Raw genomic sequence first — 15,628 nt, forward strand, 5'->3', positions numbered from 1 at the left:
AGATATGTTAGAATGTTGAAGGTTAAAATGTTTTAGGATCAATCTTTAAAGAAAAAGCTTTATAGAAAGACCTCATTACAACATACAACATTAGAACATATAACAGACCCTCAAAGGTTTACTAAAAAGACTTAAAATTGCGCCGAAGGTGCAAATATATCTGGTGACTATGGCGAAGGGGATACACCTGTTCCCATATCGAACACAGAAGTTAAGCCCTTCAGCGCCGATGGTACTTGGTGGGTAACCGCTTGGGAGAGTAGGTCGTTGCCAGTTAAAGAAATTTTTAAACACCCTAATTAATATTAGGGTGTTTAAAATTGTTGATAAAAACAATAAGATCGGATTTTGTTAAGATTAAGAGACTTAAGGTCATATTTCAAGAGATAAAAAGACCCATTAGGGTCAGATTAAAAGATTCTCAATCTTAGTCTCAAGCTGTCGTATCGCAAAGCGACTTTTGTCAAAGGTGAAATTCGCAGTGAATTGAGAAAGATAATTTAATAGACTACTATATGTAATTTTGAATTTTACTTTATATATAAAAGCTATTAAAAGCATTCTATTAGAAAGAATGCTTTTTTCTAGTATATAGAAAATATAGAAAATAAAAAGGAATTTATCAAAACTTCCAAGAGTATTCTTAGTATGAATGTTTTATAATATTATATATATTTAATATATAAATACCAATTAAATAATGATTTGTTTTTTTACAATTCTAAAGGATTTATAATAGGGATTTAAGTAAATATTTTAGTTTATATATATTTAAAAGTGTATTTAAGCTTTAATATTGGGTATCTATAAAACATGGTGGTGATAGTATGAAAATGCCTTCCAAAAGAATTATAGCATTTTCTGTTTTTTTTACAATTATTTTTATATTTTTAAGTTTATCGGTTTTTGAGGTTACGGCTAATATTACATATGATGAAGTGTTGCAGAAAATTACTACCCTTTTAGGAATCATATTTACGGTTTATGCATTTTTTATTGGGATGGTCATTTTTTTAGAAAATAACAATCCATCAAAAACTATTGCATGGCTTTTAGTATTGTTTTTAGTACCTGTTGTTGGATTTGTTTTTTATATATTATTTGGTCAAAATGTTAGGAAGAAAAAGAGATTTGAAAAAAAGAAAGATATAGACTTTCAACTTCTTTCTCAAATAGCATATACTCAAGAGAAAATTTTAGATGAAATAGGTTTGTTTGGCAATGATGAAAGTATGGTAAAAAGCAGACTGATAAAGCTACTCCTCAAGAATTCACAATCACCATTTACAGTTAACAATAATACAGAAGTATTGACTAATGGAGAAAGTACTTACTGCTCAATAATAGATGAATTAAAAAAAGCAAAACATCATATACATATGCAGTATTTTATAATAAGAAATGATAATATAGGTAATAAAATAAAAGATATATTAATAGAAAAAGTAAAGTCAGGAATTGAAGTGAGGCTTATATATGATAGTGTCGGTTGTTGGAAGCTTGGGAGAAAATATATAAATTCATTAAAAGAAGCAGGAGTAAAAGTTTATCCTTTCTATCCAGTCATGTTTCCAGTTCTAAGTAGACAGTTAAATTACAGAAATCATAGAAAGATAATCGTTATAGATGGAAAAGTTGGCTATATTGGTGGTATAAATATTGGAGACGAATATCTTGGCAAGAATCCTACCCTAGGTTTTTGGAGAGATACACATATCAAAATTGAAGGTGAAGCTATATATAGTCTTCAAAATATTTTTTTAAAGGATTGGTATTTTGTATCCAATCAGCTAATTATAGATGAAAAATATTATCCTAAATTAAAACATTGTGGAGAGCAAATAATTCAAATAACATCTAGTGGTCCAGATTCAGATTGGGAGTCTATTTTACAGGCTTATTTTACTATGATTTCAACAGCAGAAAAAAGAATATGGATTACTACCCCATACTTAGTACCCGATGAAAGTATATTGATGGCCCTTAAAACAGCTGCTTTAAGTGGAATAGATGTTAGGATAATTATACCTAGTAAGCCTGATCACTATTTAGTATATTGGGCATCGAAGTCTCATATTGAAGAACTGTTATTGGCTGGAGTTAAAGTATATACTTATGAAAAGGGATTTATCCATAGTAAATTATTATTGGTGGATGGAATCAGTGCTTCTATTGGTACAGCAAATCTTGATATACGTAGCTTTAGTATTAATTTTGAAGTTAATGCTTTTATTTATGATAATGAGGTAGTAAAAAGGCTAGAACATGATTTTGTAATGGATATTAAAGATAGTAAGGAAATAATACTAGAAGAGCATTTAAACAGAGGTATGTATATTAGATTTAGAGAAGCACTAGGAAGATTATTTTCACCATTGCTTTAGAGAAAGCTACTTGGCTAATAGGATAATCTACTTTAAGGATGTTATATTTCTAGTAGGCATAAGAAATAAAGTGTGCTAGAATAAAAGATGTATTTAAATGATTTGGAGGAGAATATATGTTATATTTTATAATAATAATATCAATAATTATTTTAGATCAATGGACTAAGTATTTAGCTAATATTCATTTGAAACCAATAGATACATATCCCCTGATTAAAGATATTTTTCATTTAACCTTTAGGAAAAATACTGGAGCAGCTTTTAGTATTTTGAGAAATAAACAGGGTTTTTTAATTATAGTAACGCTATTAGTAGTGATTTTTTTAATATTTTATTTAGCAAAAATATTAAAAAATAGCAATCTTCTATTATTAAAATTACCTTTAGCTTTTATTATAGGTGGTGCTATTGGTAATCTCATAGATAGAATAAGATTAAGTTATGTAATAGATTTTTTTGACTTTACATTAATCAACTTTGCAGTTTTTAACGTGGCGGATGTGTTTATAGTAGTTGGCTCAATATTATTTGCATATGCTGTGATTTTTAAGAATGTAGAAATATAGGAATGTTTAATGTTCACAAATTTATGATTCCATACATGACCTTAAAGTTATAATAATTCAGAAGAACTTGAATTAATTTATGTAAAAGGAAGGATTATTAGTTCTAATAAAATCTTTCCTTTCATTTTATCCACGAATGAGGATATTTACTTAAAATAATGTGGATGAAATATGCTTATTGCAACATTTATCCACAAAATAATTTCATTTTATTGCTAAGAAACTCAAACTTTTTTTTGCAGGAAAATATATGCTTGAATTTAAGTAAATTCAAGCAATAGAAATTAAATGCAAACTATCAGTAGTAAAATTTTAGAAGCAGGAATTAATTTTTTTAGACCTAAAATAATGACATTAAAACTTGGAACTTGTAACTTGCAACTAAAATATGTCATCAGACGATTTTCTTCTATTATCTTTATTTTTTCTTAATCATTGTAATTTAGTTCTATTATTTATAGCAATATAGTTGATTAAGCCTCCTAATATAATCATAATTCCGCCTGTTACACTTAATAAATCAGGGAATTCACCCCAAATAATTATTCCTAAAACAGCTGAAAATAAAATATTAGCATATCCATAAATAGCTAGTCTAGATGCTGGCGCAAATTTATAGCCAGTGGTCATAAATATTTGAGCTGCTGTTGCAGATAGACCAATTAAAAGAAGTAAAGCAAATTCTTTGCTATTGGGATAATTAAAATCGCCTATCAACATAAAAGGAATGGCAGTCAAGCATGAAAACATACAAAAGAAAAACACGATTTTATAAGGTGATGAATAAATTCTAAGCTGCCTTACACAGGTATAACCTGCAGCAGCAAATGAGGCTGACAATAGACCTATTAAAGCAGGTATAATAGTATAATCAAATTGTGGCTTTATTATAAAACTGGCTCCCAATAAAGCGATTAACATTGAATAAATTTGATATTTAACTACATGTTCTTTTAAAAAGACTAAAGATAGTAATATAACAAAGAAGGGAGACATCCTATTTAATAAAGCAGCATCAGATAATGGTAATTTCGATATAGCATAAAAATTTGCAGCTACTCCTAATAATCCAAATATTGATCTTAAAGTTAAAAGCCTTATATTAGAACCTATAAGATTTTCTTTGTCTCTTATTAAAATAATACCTGTAATTATTACACCTACGAGGTTTCTAAAAAATATTTTTTGTGCAATGGGAATAGTTGGTGTGGATTTTACAGCAGCTCCCATTACTGCAAAAAAGAAAGAAGATAAAAGTAGGCATATTATGCCCTTGGTTTCCTGATTCATATAAAACACCTCATTTTGTAGATATACTAACTGTTATTATTATATAAAATTATTCATAATATTGATTATATATCATCAAAAGTAAATATAAACATTTATTAAGAAAAATTAAAGATAATTAAGTTAATTAATATAGGGATTTAAGTAAAGACTTTAATTTATACATGTCCAAAACGCCCAGAAACGTTGCGTATTTGTACATGTATAAATTAAGTTTTACTATGTAAATCCTATATATAAGTTTAAAATAAGCTAGTTTAATAAAAAAGAACCGAAAAAATCGGTTCTTTAAAGAATATATTCTTCATTAGCTTTTAAAATAATTACTTCACAATTGTTAACCTTATCCCTAAATTCTTTAGGTGAAGCTTTAATTATAGGGAAAGTATCATAATGAATAGGAATAACCTTTTTAGGTTTGATAAATTCTACAGCCCTTACAGCATCATCAACATCCATAGTAAAGTTACCACCAATTGGTAAAATAGCTAAATCAATATTTTCTACTTCAAGCAATTTCATATCCATAGTAAGCCCAGTATCGCCAGCATGGTATATTGTTTTTCCATCAATATTTATAATAAATCCACAAGGATTTCCCCCATCTAGGACTCCAGAAGGAGTTTGTATTCCTGAACCATGAAGTGCAGGAGTCATTTTAACGATTCCGAAATCAAACTTAGTTCGTCCTCCTATATGCATTGCATGGGTAGCTATATCATTATCTCCGAGATACAATGAAATTTCAAAATTTGTTATAACTGTAGAATTATTTTTCTTTGCTATATTAATAGTATCACCTAAATGATCGCCATGACCATGGGTGACAAAGATATGTGAGATATCGGTAAAACTATCTGCAGTAACCTTTGCCTTAGGATTTCCAGAAACAAAAGGATCAATAAGGGCCTTAAAGCTTCCACTTTCAATATAGAAAGCAGAATGGCCTATGTATTTAAGCTTCAAAATCAATCCCTCCCTTATATAATTAATTTAACTCCTTGTGCTAGTTAATTTAACTTCCTATTTTAAGATGTCTTAGAGAGTTTTAATATTTCATTTGAGTGATTTTAATAAACCTGTTTTCACATTCAAAATAATATAAAAAAACAGGTTTATTACATGAGCAAAAAGGAAATATTAAAACTCTCGTGATAGGAAACTAGCACAACAAGTTAATTTATTATTAGTTATGCAATTTCTTTAATTATAATATATTTTAACTTATTTCTCCATGAAAAATTTCACTTAAAAATGAGGAACCTTTAGCTCCTCATTTTGTTTGCTTTTTTATCCATTCCTTGACTTGCTTTACATCCTTATCCTCTATGAGTATTCTCTTCAGTTTATTACCCTTTAGGTATTTTATAACTGTAAAGCCATTATCTAAATTTTCAAAGGATATATTAGTAGCTTCATGGAAGGGACATTGTGTTAGTAAAGGAATGAAGAACAATAAATACGATTTAAAAACTATTCCACTTGGCTCAACATATATATATTCTCTAAATGAGCCTATTATAAATAGAATTATGGAGAAAAGAAGGATATTAAGATTACTAATACCCTTCAATAAAATTATTAAAACTGCAAAAACTATAAAAGTAATATTTAGCCACTTTAATTCCTTTCTTAATTTATAGCCTGTTATCATTAATGATTAGTTCCTTCCTCAAGTTTTTTTAACTCTTCGGTATCTGTACTCTTACCAATGAATCTGACTATAGCTATTAAAGCAAAACCTCCCAAAATTATTGATATAAATGGGTTTACCCCTAAACCAGCTGGTATATAACCTAATATGATGGCTACAGCAGCAGTAGTTATAGCATAAGGAAGTTGAGTTTTGACATGATCGATATGGTCAGCCGCCGATGCCATGGATGACATTATAGTTGTATCAGATATTGGTGAACAATGATCACCGAAAATAGAACCCGTAAGAACAGCTCCTAGTGTGCTTAAAAGAATTCCATTTACAGTGCCTCCAGTAAAAGCGTGGGCTAAAGGTATGGCCAGTGGCATCATAATAGCCATTGTGCCCCATGAAGTACCTGTTGCGAAGGCAACTATACATGAAATTATAAATACTAAGAATGGAAGCATTGCAATTGGTAAAGTATCTGTTACAATCTGTACTAAGTAATTAGCTGTTCCAACGCCTTCTGTAACAGTGCCTAAAGACCAAGCAAGCGTTAATATAATAGCGGTAATAACAAGGGATTTAGCACCATCAACCCAAGCTTCAAAGGCTTCCCCAAGAGTTAAAATTCTTTGGCTTATGGACATAATGATTGCAATAGCACTTGCAATAACTGATGCCCATATAAGTGCTACAGAGGCATCTGCATCACCGAAGGCTGTTCTTATTCCTTCAAAGGTAAAGGGCTGTTCTACACCGCCACCTGAATACCATAAACCTATAAAACCTATTACTACTAGAGTAAGTATAGGAACTAAAGCATTGGACACCTTAAGCTTAATTCCTTCTTTTAATGAAGCAGTATCCACTTCAGTAGAAGCCATTGGAGTAGCACCATCTGCAAGTAATTTACCTTTCAATCTAGCACGCTTTTCGGCTTTATACATTGGACCAAAATCTCTCATCATAACTGCAATTAGAAAAACCATGAATAGAGCAAATAAATCATAAAATCTATAAGGGATCGATCTAAGAAATATTCCATATACATTAACATTCATACCTAAAGCATCAAAGGCATCCTTTATGAGACCTAATTCATAGCCTACCCAAGTGGAAATAAGTGCCATGCCTGCAACGGGTGCAGCGGTTGAGTCTACTATATAAGAGAGCTTTTCTCTAGATATTTTCATTTTGTCAGTCAATGGTCGCATAGTAGGACCAACGATAAGTGTATTGGCATAGTCGTCAAAGAATACCACAATACCCATAAGCCAAGTAACTAATTGTGCACTTTTAGCATTTTTAGCTTTTTTAGCAAGGGCTTCAGCTATTGCGTGAGTACCGCCCATTTTGGAAATCACTCCTACCATACCGCCTATGGTTAGAGTAAAGATTAAAATTCCAGCATTCCAGCTGTCCGCAACGGAACCCACTATATACTCGTCAAGGGTTCTTAAAAATCCATAAAAAATATTACCGTTAATCATTGTAGCACCGACAAAAATACCAACTAATAATGACAGAATAACTTGTTTAGAAATAAAAGCAAGAATTATTGCGATTAGTGGTGGTAGAAGAGACCAAATACCAAAGTTTACACTTTTCTCTCCACCATCAGCAAAGACAGGTGTAGCAATCATAAGTAAAACACATAAAATTACTACAGTTACAAGGGGCCTTCGATTCATGACAATCCTCCTTATAAGATTTTTTCATCATATAGGAAAATTTTCCTATATGATATATTATTATATCATAAAATATCAGAATTATTAAACTATTTAAATAATTAATATTTATAAGATAAATACTGCTACAAAGTATTTAATCTTAAGTATCATAGGAAAATTGCAACAAAAAATATTGACATAGTGTAATAATTGTGATAAAATGCAAGGAAATGAATAAATAATCCTTTAAGTGTAAATTAAGAGGATGCAGTTATAATTAGTACATTAACTTAGATAGAGGGAAGTCGCAGGTTAATGGAAAGGTGTAACTGCCGAAGTGTATTACTTTTCCCTAAGGTAATGTGCTGGGACTATACTGAATAAGTATGGTACTGTCTAAGGTTGATTGCCCAATCTTCCTAAGGTGAGCTAATTTACGCGGGGTGAGAGGTGTTTATATGATTCTTAACAGTCATAGCTACCTTTTGCTCTTGGCTGTTTTTTTATTTGAGATTATTTCTAGAGAATACTAAAGCATTAAATTGAATATTTATAAATGATACATATTAACATATTCTGGTTTCTAGAAAAGTACAGGCAGGTGGAATATATGGCAATAGTAGTTCAGAAGTATGGTGGGACCTCAGTAGGTACAATAGAAAAAATAAAGAATGTGGCTAGGAGGGTAGCAAAAAGCAAGGAAAATGGAGATGATGTTGTAGTTGTTGTTTCAGCAATGGGAAAGACAACAGATATTCTTCTTGGAATGGCTAGTGAAATATCTTCAAATCCTGATAGAAGAGAACTTGATATGCTTATGTCTAGTGGAGAACAGGTATCAATAGCATTATTGTCAATTGCTTTAAAGGAATTAGGCTATGATTCAATATCCCTTACGGGACCGCAAGCAGGTATACTTACTAAAGGATTTCATACAAAGGCTAGAATAACTGATATAGAGATAAAAAATGTAGAAGGATATATTAATGATGGAAAAATCGTAGTTGTAGCAGGATTTCAAGGAGTAGATGAAGAAGGAAATATAACAACCTTAGGTAGAGGGGGTTCAGATACAACTGCTGTAGCTTTAGCTGCTAAGCTAGGTGCAGTTTGTGAGATTTATACTGATGTAGATGGTATCTATACAGTTGACCCAAGACTTTTTCCTACTGCGAAAAAACTTGATTATATTTCCTATGAAGAGATGGTGGAAATGGCAAGTTTAGGGTCAGGGGTTATGGAAACCAGATCAATAGAAATAGCACAAAGATTTAATGTTCCAATATATGTGGCCTTGAGCAGTGAAGAATGGCCTGGAACTTATATAAAGGAGTTTGATGAGTCTATGGAAAGTAAAGTCATAACTGGTTTATCTGTTAGTGATGAAGATATGATGATAACCATTAATCATGTTCCCTATGAAGTGAGAAATATATCTTCTATATTTGAAAAGTTAGCTTCAAATGATATTAATATAGATATGATTAGCCAAACAGCACCATCCCATGGGCATATAAATATTTCCTTTACTGCACCTAAAAATGATAGATTTATAATTGATAAGGTAATGGAAAGTATTAAAAATAATATTGAAGGAATAGAAATTGATGTTCAAAAAGATATAACGAAGTTATCAGTTGTTGGAATAGGTATGAAAAGCCAATCAGGGGTTGCTGCCAAAATGTTCAAGATATTTGCAGATAATGAAATAGAATTTAAACAAGTAACAACCTCTGAAATAAGAATATCTTATACTATAAACACCCATGATAAAGAAAAAGCGGTAGTTGCTGTAGCTAAAGAATTCAACTTATAGATATAATGGAAGATAGCTTAAATGATTTAGCTAGAATAGAACAGCAACTGGCAGACTACTGAAAAGTATTAATTTTTAGGTAAATTAATTTGATATTCATACCCCCATATGGATATATATGAAAGAGAGCTATTACATGTGATAGCCCTCTTTCTTTTTTGTAAAAATAACGGTACAATTTAAGTTAGGAATATTTAACTCAAATTATTTATATAAAATTTTAAATTATAATCGATCCTGTTGTTTTTAGAATATTCATCAAATTCTCTATGTATTACTTAGAGACATCTTAAAATTTTTCATGAATAATTTGGGTTTTAAATATAAATAGATGTTACTGAATAGAAAAAATATATAGCTTCTAGAGAAAGGAGTAATTATTATTATGATTAGATCTATATTTAAGTATTTAATTAAAGGGTTAGTTTATTCAGTAGGCTTTGGAATTGTAGGTGTCTTATTTTCCATGTTTAAAGGATGGCATTTACTTAAGGGAGCTTATATTTTTGTTCTTGGAGCAGGATTAATAACAAGTGCTATTTCAGCAGTATTACTGATTGGAACACCTAAAATGAGGAAGGAATATTTTGTTAGGAAGAATAAAGAAGATTTTGATGATCCCACACGAGGGGGAGAAGGAATTGCTCCTGCTTTAATGGGAATAGTAATGATAATTATTGGATTTACCATAGAAGCAATGATGCATTAAGGTAAAGGGTTAACAATAAATTTAGCTTTTATTAATTTTTGTAATGAAAATTTAACTATTAAAATAACTAGATTATGTGATAAAATAATATTTGTTATATTGCCTTAAAATACTTAACGTTATCTTGATTAAAGCTAAGAAAGTTCATATCATTTAGGTTTATTATAAAATGAAAACATCCATAGCATATTATACTAATATAGTGATTTATATCATGAAAGGTGAGTTGTGCGTTTATGAAATCTTTTTTAAAGATATTTACAATTGCTTTTATTTGTTTTACTCTTCTATTTGCAGGTGTGGTATTGGCAATATTTAAAATGCCACATAAATTAGAAAATCAAGTTAATCCAGAGCCTGACCCTATACCCAGTGTCCCAAAGGATGAAGAAACAAAGAAAGCAGAAAAAACAGAGCTTCAGAAGCTGGTAGAAAAAAGTGATAGGATAAATGTATTGCTCATGGGTTTGGAGGGGACTAGAACTGATACATTGATATTAGCTAGCTTTGACCCAAAGAGTAAAAATGTAGATTTGATTTCTATACCTAGAGATACCTATTATAAAATAAAGGGATATGATGCTGCTGACCAGAAAAAGATAAATGCTATATATGGACATAAAAAATCTAGTGGTGGAGGCCCTCAAGGTGTTATGCAGGCTGTGGCTAATATTTTAAAGGTTCCAGTTCATCATTATGTAACAATGTCCTATAAAGGAGTAGAAAATATAGTTGATTCTCTTGGTGGGGTGAAGGTTACTATTCCCTTTGATATGAACTATGATGATCCATATCACAAGCCACCACTCCATATTCACCTTAAAAAAGGGACTAGAGTGTTAAATGGAAAGCAAGCAATCCAGTTCCTAAGATTTAGACAAAACAATGACAAAAGTCATTCTGATGGTGATATAGGCAGAATAAAGCGTCAAAGACAATTTATAACTGCGGCAGCCAAAAAGGCGTTGAGTTTTAAATTGCCTGTAGTTGCAAGAACAGCATTTCAATTTGTTAAAACAAGCATGGAACTAGATGATATTGTATACTATGCAAAAAATGCTATTGGAATGTCTATGGATAATATTAGCACATATACATTGCCTGGTAAACCTAAGGGAATAAGCTATTATTTTTATGATCCAGCACAAACAGAAAAGCTTATGATAGAAATATATAAGAAGGGGTCTGAAGAAGATTAAATAAAGTGGCTGATGAAGCTGCTTTTTTTATTTGAATGAAGGTTTTATATAGATATTGTAGAATATTATTTAAATAAATGGTGTTTTTAAGGGTTTTTGATGTGTATAAGATAACCCTTGTACTGGAATACCTATAAAGCTATTATACAATTTCTCCAAATAAGATAGGTAAGAGAAAGGTTAGATGAAGAATGTTTAAGAAAAAGAGATTTATATCATTTACTATATTTCTCATAGGACTATCAATTATCAGTTCAATAATAACGTACAAAATTGTTATTGATAGAACCACCAAAAAAACTGTTTTAACGTCTGACTCAGAGAATCTTAATAATATTAAAAAGTTATCTATGTCAAAACCTAAAGAAGACAGAGAATCACAGCTTTCTATTAATGAAATTTTTCAAAACATAGAAAAGGTAAGTGTAAAAAAGAATATTCAATTGTCTCAGGCCCTTGATTTAGAAGATAAAGATAAGGATATAGTTGTGGCATGCTTTAAGGCTTTACAAAAGTCAGAATATAGTAAAGATAAATTTACAAAAGAAAATTTTGATTTCCATTCATATGATTATGAAATAAATTTGAAAAGTAAAAATATTGTTATTGGATTGTATTATGAGTCTGGATATATAATAGTCAATATACTTCAAGGTAAAGAAGGTATAAAGAATATATACAAAGTAGATAAAAAAGAATTTCAAGATTTCATGGAGATTTTAGAAGATATTTATTTAAATAGATTGCTTGAGGTGATTCTTTATCCACTACCCCAAGAAATATATATAAATGCTAAGGATGAAAATGCTGTATATGTTGCAAGAAGAAAAGAAATCAAGAACCTAATTTCAAAATTTAAGATTATAGAAATAGGAGATCAAGAAAACCTTGTAGGAATTCCAACAAGATATCCAAGCTACGACATAACTATTAAAAGAAATAATTATGAACAAAAATTTCATTTTATAAATGAGGAATTTATGATTATTAATACACCAATATTTTACTTGTATTGTAAATACGATAAAGAACTTTGGGATTTTATAGTAGATAAGCTTCCCCAAGAGAATACTGCAAAGGAAAATGAGCTTAAGTTCCTTATGAAATCTGAAAAGGTTGTGGTAAAGGATTTACAGGGAATATATGATTTAGAAAACCATACATATTATAATATTGAGCTTCCAAGACAAATATTAAGGTCAAATTTAAAGAGAGTGGGAAAATCCAATCAAATAGTTTTTAATGAAGATTTAAAATTTGTTCTAAAGTTCTATGTAGATGGGCAATCAAAGGAGGTTTTAATATATAATAATTATATTGTCTATGGAGAAAGTCTATACTATTCTAAAAATATTGGGGAAAATATTAGAAGCTCTTTAATGGTGCCGTGAATTGGATTATGAAGGAAAAGGAAGATGGAGAAATGTATAATTATTTTTCAAAACTCAATAAAATTATAGGTGATGAAAGAAGATATGAAAATTTAGTAATGATGCTTTTAGCTTTATTTATTGGTATTATTACAGGGGCAACAGCAATAGCCTTTAATAAATTAGTAGATATTTTTCGTTATATATTTTTTGAAAGCTCATTTTTAAAATTTAATACATTCGTTAAATTGAGATTGTTTTTTACACCTATTATAGGAGGCTCTATAATAGGGATCATTAATAAATTGTTTTTAGATAAAAAAGATGAAGGGTTTGGAGTAGCAAGGGTATTTCAGGAACTAAAGCATATAAATAAATTTTTGATGAAGCCCAGGCTTGTATTTATAAAAATAACACAAACAATAATTACTCTTGGCTCTGGATTATCAGCTGGACGACAAGGACCTATAATACATTTAGGTGGTGCAATTGGCTCAGTAATAGGATATAAATTTAATTTTACTAAAAGGAAGTTGAGAATATTAATTGGATGTGGAGTTGCTGGAAGTATTGCAGGAGTATTTAATGCACCTATTGCGGCATCTCTATTTGTATTGGAGATATTGATGAATAAGGAATGTTTAGAATACTTTGCTCCAATTGTGATATCTTCTATAACATCTGTAATAATCACTAGAATACTAATAGGTGATACAGCTTTTTTAGAGATAAAAGGGCATTTTGGTTTAGTTAATTATAAAGAATTGATTTTTTATATTATCTTAGGTATTTTACTTGGCATAGTGGGAGTTTTTTATATGAAATCAATAGATTATGTTAAAGAAAATATAAGAAAAATAAAAGTAAGCTCAGTATTTTATCCCATTATAGGGGCCTTTGGAGTAGCAATTATAGGGTATTTTTTACCTCAAATATTTGATATAGAATATGGAACTATAAATAAGATTGTCGAAGGAAACTTTGGACTAAGGCTTCTTATATTATTGTTTTTAGGAAAAATATTTGCGACAGCATTAACTATAGGTTCTGGTGGTGTGGGAGGAGTTTTTGTGCCAGGTATATATATAGGGGCTGCATTTGGGGGGATATTTGGGATTATTTTAAATAACCTTATTCCCTTTGCAATATTTAATATAAATACATACTCTTTAGTTGGAATGGGGACGATGTTTTCAGCCTTTGCTAATGCACCTATAACTGCAACAATTATATTGTTAGAGCTAACTGACAACTATACAATCATTCTTCCAATATTGTTATCATGTGCAGTTAGCAGCGTTACTACTCAGTTAATAGCCCAAAGAACAATTTATAATGTAACTATAGAAGATATATATGATAAAGAAGCATAGACTAATAAAAGCGTCCTTAGATGCTTTTATTAGTCTATAAACTCAAACAATTTTGCAAAAAATTTCATAGCTAAAACAAATAAAATAGAGTACCAGAAGAAAAATTAAAACTATTACCAGTGAAATATTGGTGCAAATTGTTTTCTTTTAAAACCTACTAGAAAGACCCTAGTACTTGCAACTTGGAACATGTAACTTGCAACTAAAATGCGTCGTCAGACGCATTTGTCCAATAACATTTCTCCAACTTTATATATGTTTCCAGCCCCCATAGTTAATACTATGTCACCAGGAACTGCATGTTCCTTTAAATATCGGACTATTTCTTGAAATGAGCTGATATAAGCTACATTATGACCTTCCTGTTCAATCAGCTCGACTAAATTTTTAGAATGGATTTCACCAGTATCCTTTTCTCTAGCGGCATAAATATCTGTTATAAGAATTCTATCAGCATCTTTAAAAGACTTAGCAAAATCTAATAGCAAGGATTTTGTTCTACTATAGGTATGGGGTTGAAATATGCACCAGATTTTATTGTGGGGAAACTTTTTAGCAGCATCTAAAGTTGCTTTAATTTCAGTTGGGTGATGAGCATAATCATCAATGATCTTAATATTATTTAGTTCCCCTAAAATATCAAAGCGTCTATGGGTGCCTTTGAAACAACTTAGTTTTTCCTTAATCTTATCTAAAGGTGCTTCTAGAGTGTAAGCTGTAGCTATAGAGGCAAGGGCATTATAAATATTGTGCTTTCCTGGAATACTTAAGGTGAAACGTTCTAATGCTTTACCCTTATGAACTACATCGAAGGAAGGATATCCTGATTCGTTAAAAGTTATATTTTTTGCTTGAAAATCACTATCTATATTTATTCCGAATGTAACAATATTGCACTGTGCATGTGGAAGCAATTTTCGAATATTATAGTCATCATTATTTACTATAACATACCCTTTTTTAGGCAGTAGTTTTATAAATTTTGAAAAAGTTGAGACAATGTGTTCAAAATCCTTGAAATAATCTAAATGATCTTCATCAATATTTAAAATTACTCCTACATTAGGATGAAATTTTAAAAAATTATCTTTATATTCACAAGCTTCTGTAATGAGAAAGTCATTGCTACCTATTTTTACATTTCCTCCTATTTCTGTAAGCTCTCCTCCAACTAAAATGGTCGGATTAAGCTGAGCATGTTCAAATATTAAGGATATCATTGAGGTTGTTGTTGTTTTGCCATGCATTCCTGATACTGCTATACTTGTTTTATATTCACTCATAAGATTACCTAACATTTGTGCTCTATCTAAAACAGGGATATCAAGGCTTTTAGCTTTAACTATTTCTGGATTATCATTAGCTACAGCAGAAGTATATACAACTATATCAGTATCTACAACATTGTCTTCACTATGCCCAACATAGATTTTTATACCCTTTTCTTCTAATTTTTTTGTTATATGAGAAGACTTTATATCAGAGCCTGAAACGATAAATCCCTTATCTAAAAGTATTTCTGCCAATGCACTCATTCCAATTCCACCAATTCCAATTAGGTGAACTTTATTTCCTTTTTTCTTATTAAAAAAATCTAACATTA

Annotated in this window: 12 protein-coding genes, 1 rRNA gene and 1 riboswitch; of the genes, 8 read left to right on the forward strand and 5 right to left on the reverse strand. The window is 30.1% G+C overall.

The features are described from left to right. Positions 1–159: 159 nt before the first annotated feature. The 3 genes from rrf to lspA all read left to right on the forward strand — a co-directional run bounded on the left by rrf (position 160) and on the right by lspA (position 2,953). Positions 160–276 (forward strand): 5S ribosomal RNA (gene rrf, locus BUB36_RS12725). 551 nt (positions 277–827) lie between these two features. Next, a complete protein-coding gene (cls, locus tag BUB36_RS12730; RefSeq protein ID WP_242655824.1) occupies positions 828–2,384 on the forward strand; it encodes a cardiolipin synthase in 1,557 nt (518 codons plus the stop codon). Positions 2,385–2,500: 116 nt separating this feature from the next. After that, entirely contained in the window at positions 2,501–2,953 is a 453-nt protein-coding gene (gene lspA, locus BUB36_RS12735) for a signal peptidase II (protein ID WP_073150854.1), read from the forward strand. A gap of 432 nt (positions 2,954–3,385) precedes the next feature. On the opposite strand, the gene BUB36_RS12740 is transcribed toward lspA, so the two are convergent. The 4 genes from BUB36_RS12740 to BUB36_RS12755 all read right to left on the reverse strand — a co-directional run bounded on the left by BUB36_RS12740 (position 3,386) and on the right by BUB36_RS12755 (position 7,576). Next, complete coding sequence (locus BUB36_RS12740) at positions 3,386–4,243, reverse strand: DMT family transporter (RefSeq protein ID WP_073150857.1); 858 nt, start codon at positions 4,241–4,243, stop codon at positions 3,386–3,388. Positions 4,244–4,531: 288 nt separating this feature from the next. Then, positions 4,532–5,209 carry a metal-dependent hydrolase gene (locus BUB36_RS12745; RefSeq protein WP_073150859.1) on the reverse strand — a complete coding sequence of 226 codons (678 nt, stop codon included), beginning with the start codon at positions 5,207–5,209 and terminating at the stop codon, positions 4,532–4,534. A 307-nt stretch (positions 5,210–5,516) separates the two neighbouring features. After that, entirely contained in the window at positions 5,517–5,897 is a 381-nt protein-coding gene (locus tag BUB36_RS12750; RefSeq protein ID WP_073150862.1) for a hypothetical protein, read from the reverse strand. After that, positions 5,897–7,576 carry a Na+/H+ antiporter NhaC family protein gene (locus tag BUB36_RS12755; protein ID WP_073150865.1) on the reverse strand — a complete coding sequence of 560 codons (1,680 nt, stop codon included), beginning with the start codon at positions 7,574–7,576 and terminating at the stop codon, positions 5,897–5,899. The genes BUB36_RS12750 and BUB36_RS12755 overlap by 1 nt, the downstream gene beginning before the upstream one ends. Before the next feature lie 233 nt (positions 7,577–7,809). After that, positions 7,810–7,998, forward strand: a riboswitch (Lysine riboswitch). Between the two features lie 170 nt (positions 7,999–8,168). Here BUB36_RS12755 and BUB36_RS12760 point away from each other — a divergent pair. The 5 genes from BUB36_RS12760 (at position 8,169) to BUB36_RS12780 (ending at position 14,025) form a co-directional block, all read left to right on the forward strand. Further along, positions 8,169–9,374, forward strand: coding sequence for an aspartate kinase (locus tag BUB36_RS12760; RefSeq protein ID WP_073150868.1), 1,206 nt, complete (start codon positions 8,169–8,171; stop codon positions 9,372–9,374). A gap of 385 nt (positions 9,375–9,759) precedes the next feature. Then, the gene (locus tag BUB36_RS12765) at positions 9,760–10,083 is read left to right on the forward strand and encodes a hypothetical protein (RefSeq protein WP_073150870.1); all 324 of its coding nucleotides are present in this window, start codon (positions 9,760–9,762) and stop codon (positions 10,081–10,083) included. 236 nt (positions 10,084–10,319) lie between these two features. Beyond that, the gene (locus BUB36_RS12770; RefSeq protein ID WP_073150873.1) at positions 10,320–11,282 is read left to right on the forward strand and encodes an LCP family protein; all 963 of its coding nucleotides are present in this window, start codon (positions 10,320–10,322) and stop codon (positions 11,280–11,282) included. Positions 11,283–11,473: 191 nt separating this feature from the next. Beyond that, entirely contained in the window at positions 11,474–12,673 is a 1,200-nt protein-coding gene (locus BUB36_RS12775; protein ID WP_073150876.1) for a hypothetical protein, read from the forward strand. Positions 12,674–12,681: 8 nt separating this feature from the next. Further along, on the forward strand, positions 12,682–14,025 hold the full coding sequence (locus tag BUB36_RS12780; RefSeq protein WP_131821267.1) for a chloride channel protein: 1,344 nt from the start codon (positions 12,682–12,684) through the stop codon (positions 14,023–14,025). 215 nt (positions 14,026–14,240) lie between these two features. Here BUB36_RS12780 and murC read toward each other — a convergent pair whose 3' ends face one another. Beyond that, a complete protein-coding gene (gene murC, locus BUB36_RS12785; RefSeq protein ID WP_073150881.1) occupies positions 14,241–15,626 on the reverse strand; it encodes a UDP-N-acetylmuramate--L-alanine ligase in 1,386 nt (461 codons plus the stop codon). Positions 15,627–15,628: the final 2 nt, after the last annotated feature.

It is taken from the genome of Paramaledivibacter caminithermalis DSM 15212, from assembly GCF_900142245.1.
Classification (GTDB): domain Bacteria; phylum Bacillota; class Clostridia; order Peptostreptococcales; family Caminicellaceae; genus Paramaledivibacter; species Paramaledivibacter caminithermalis.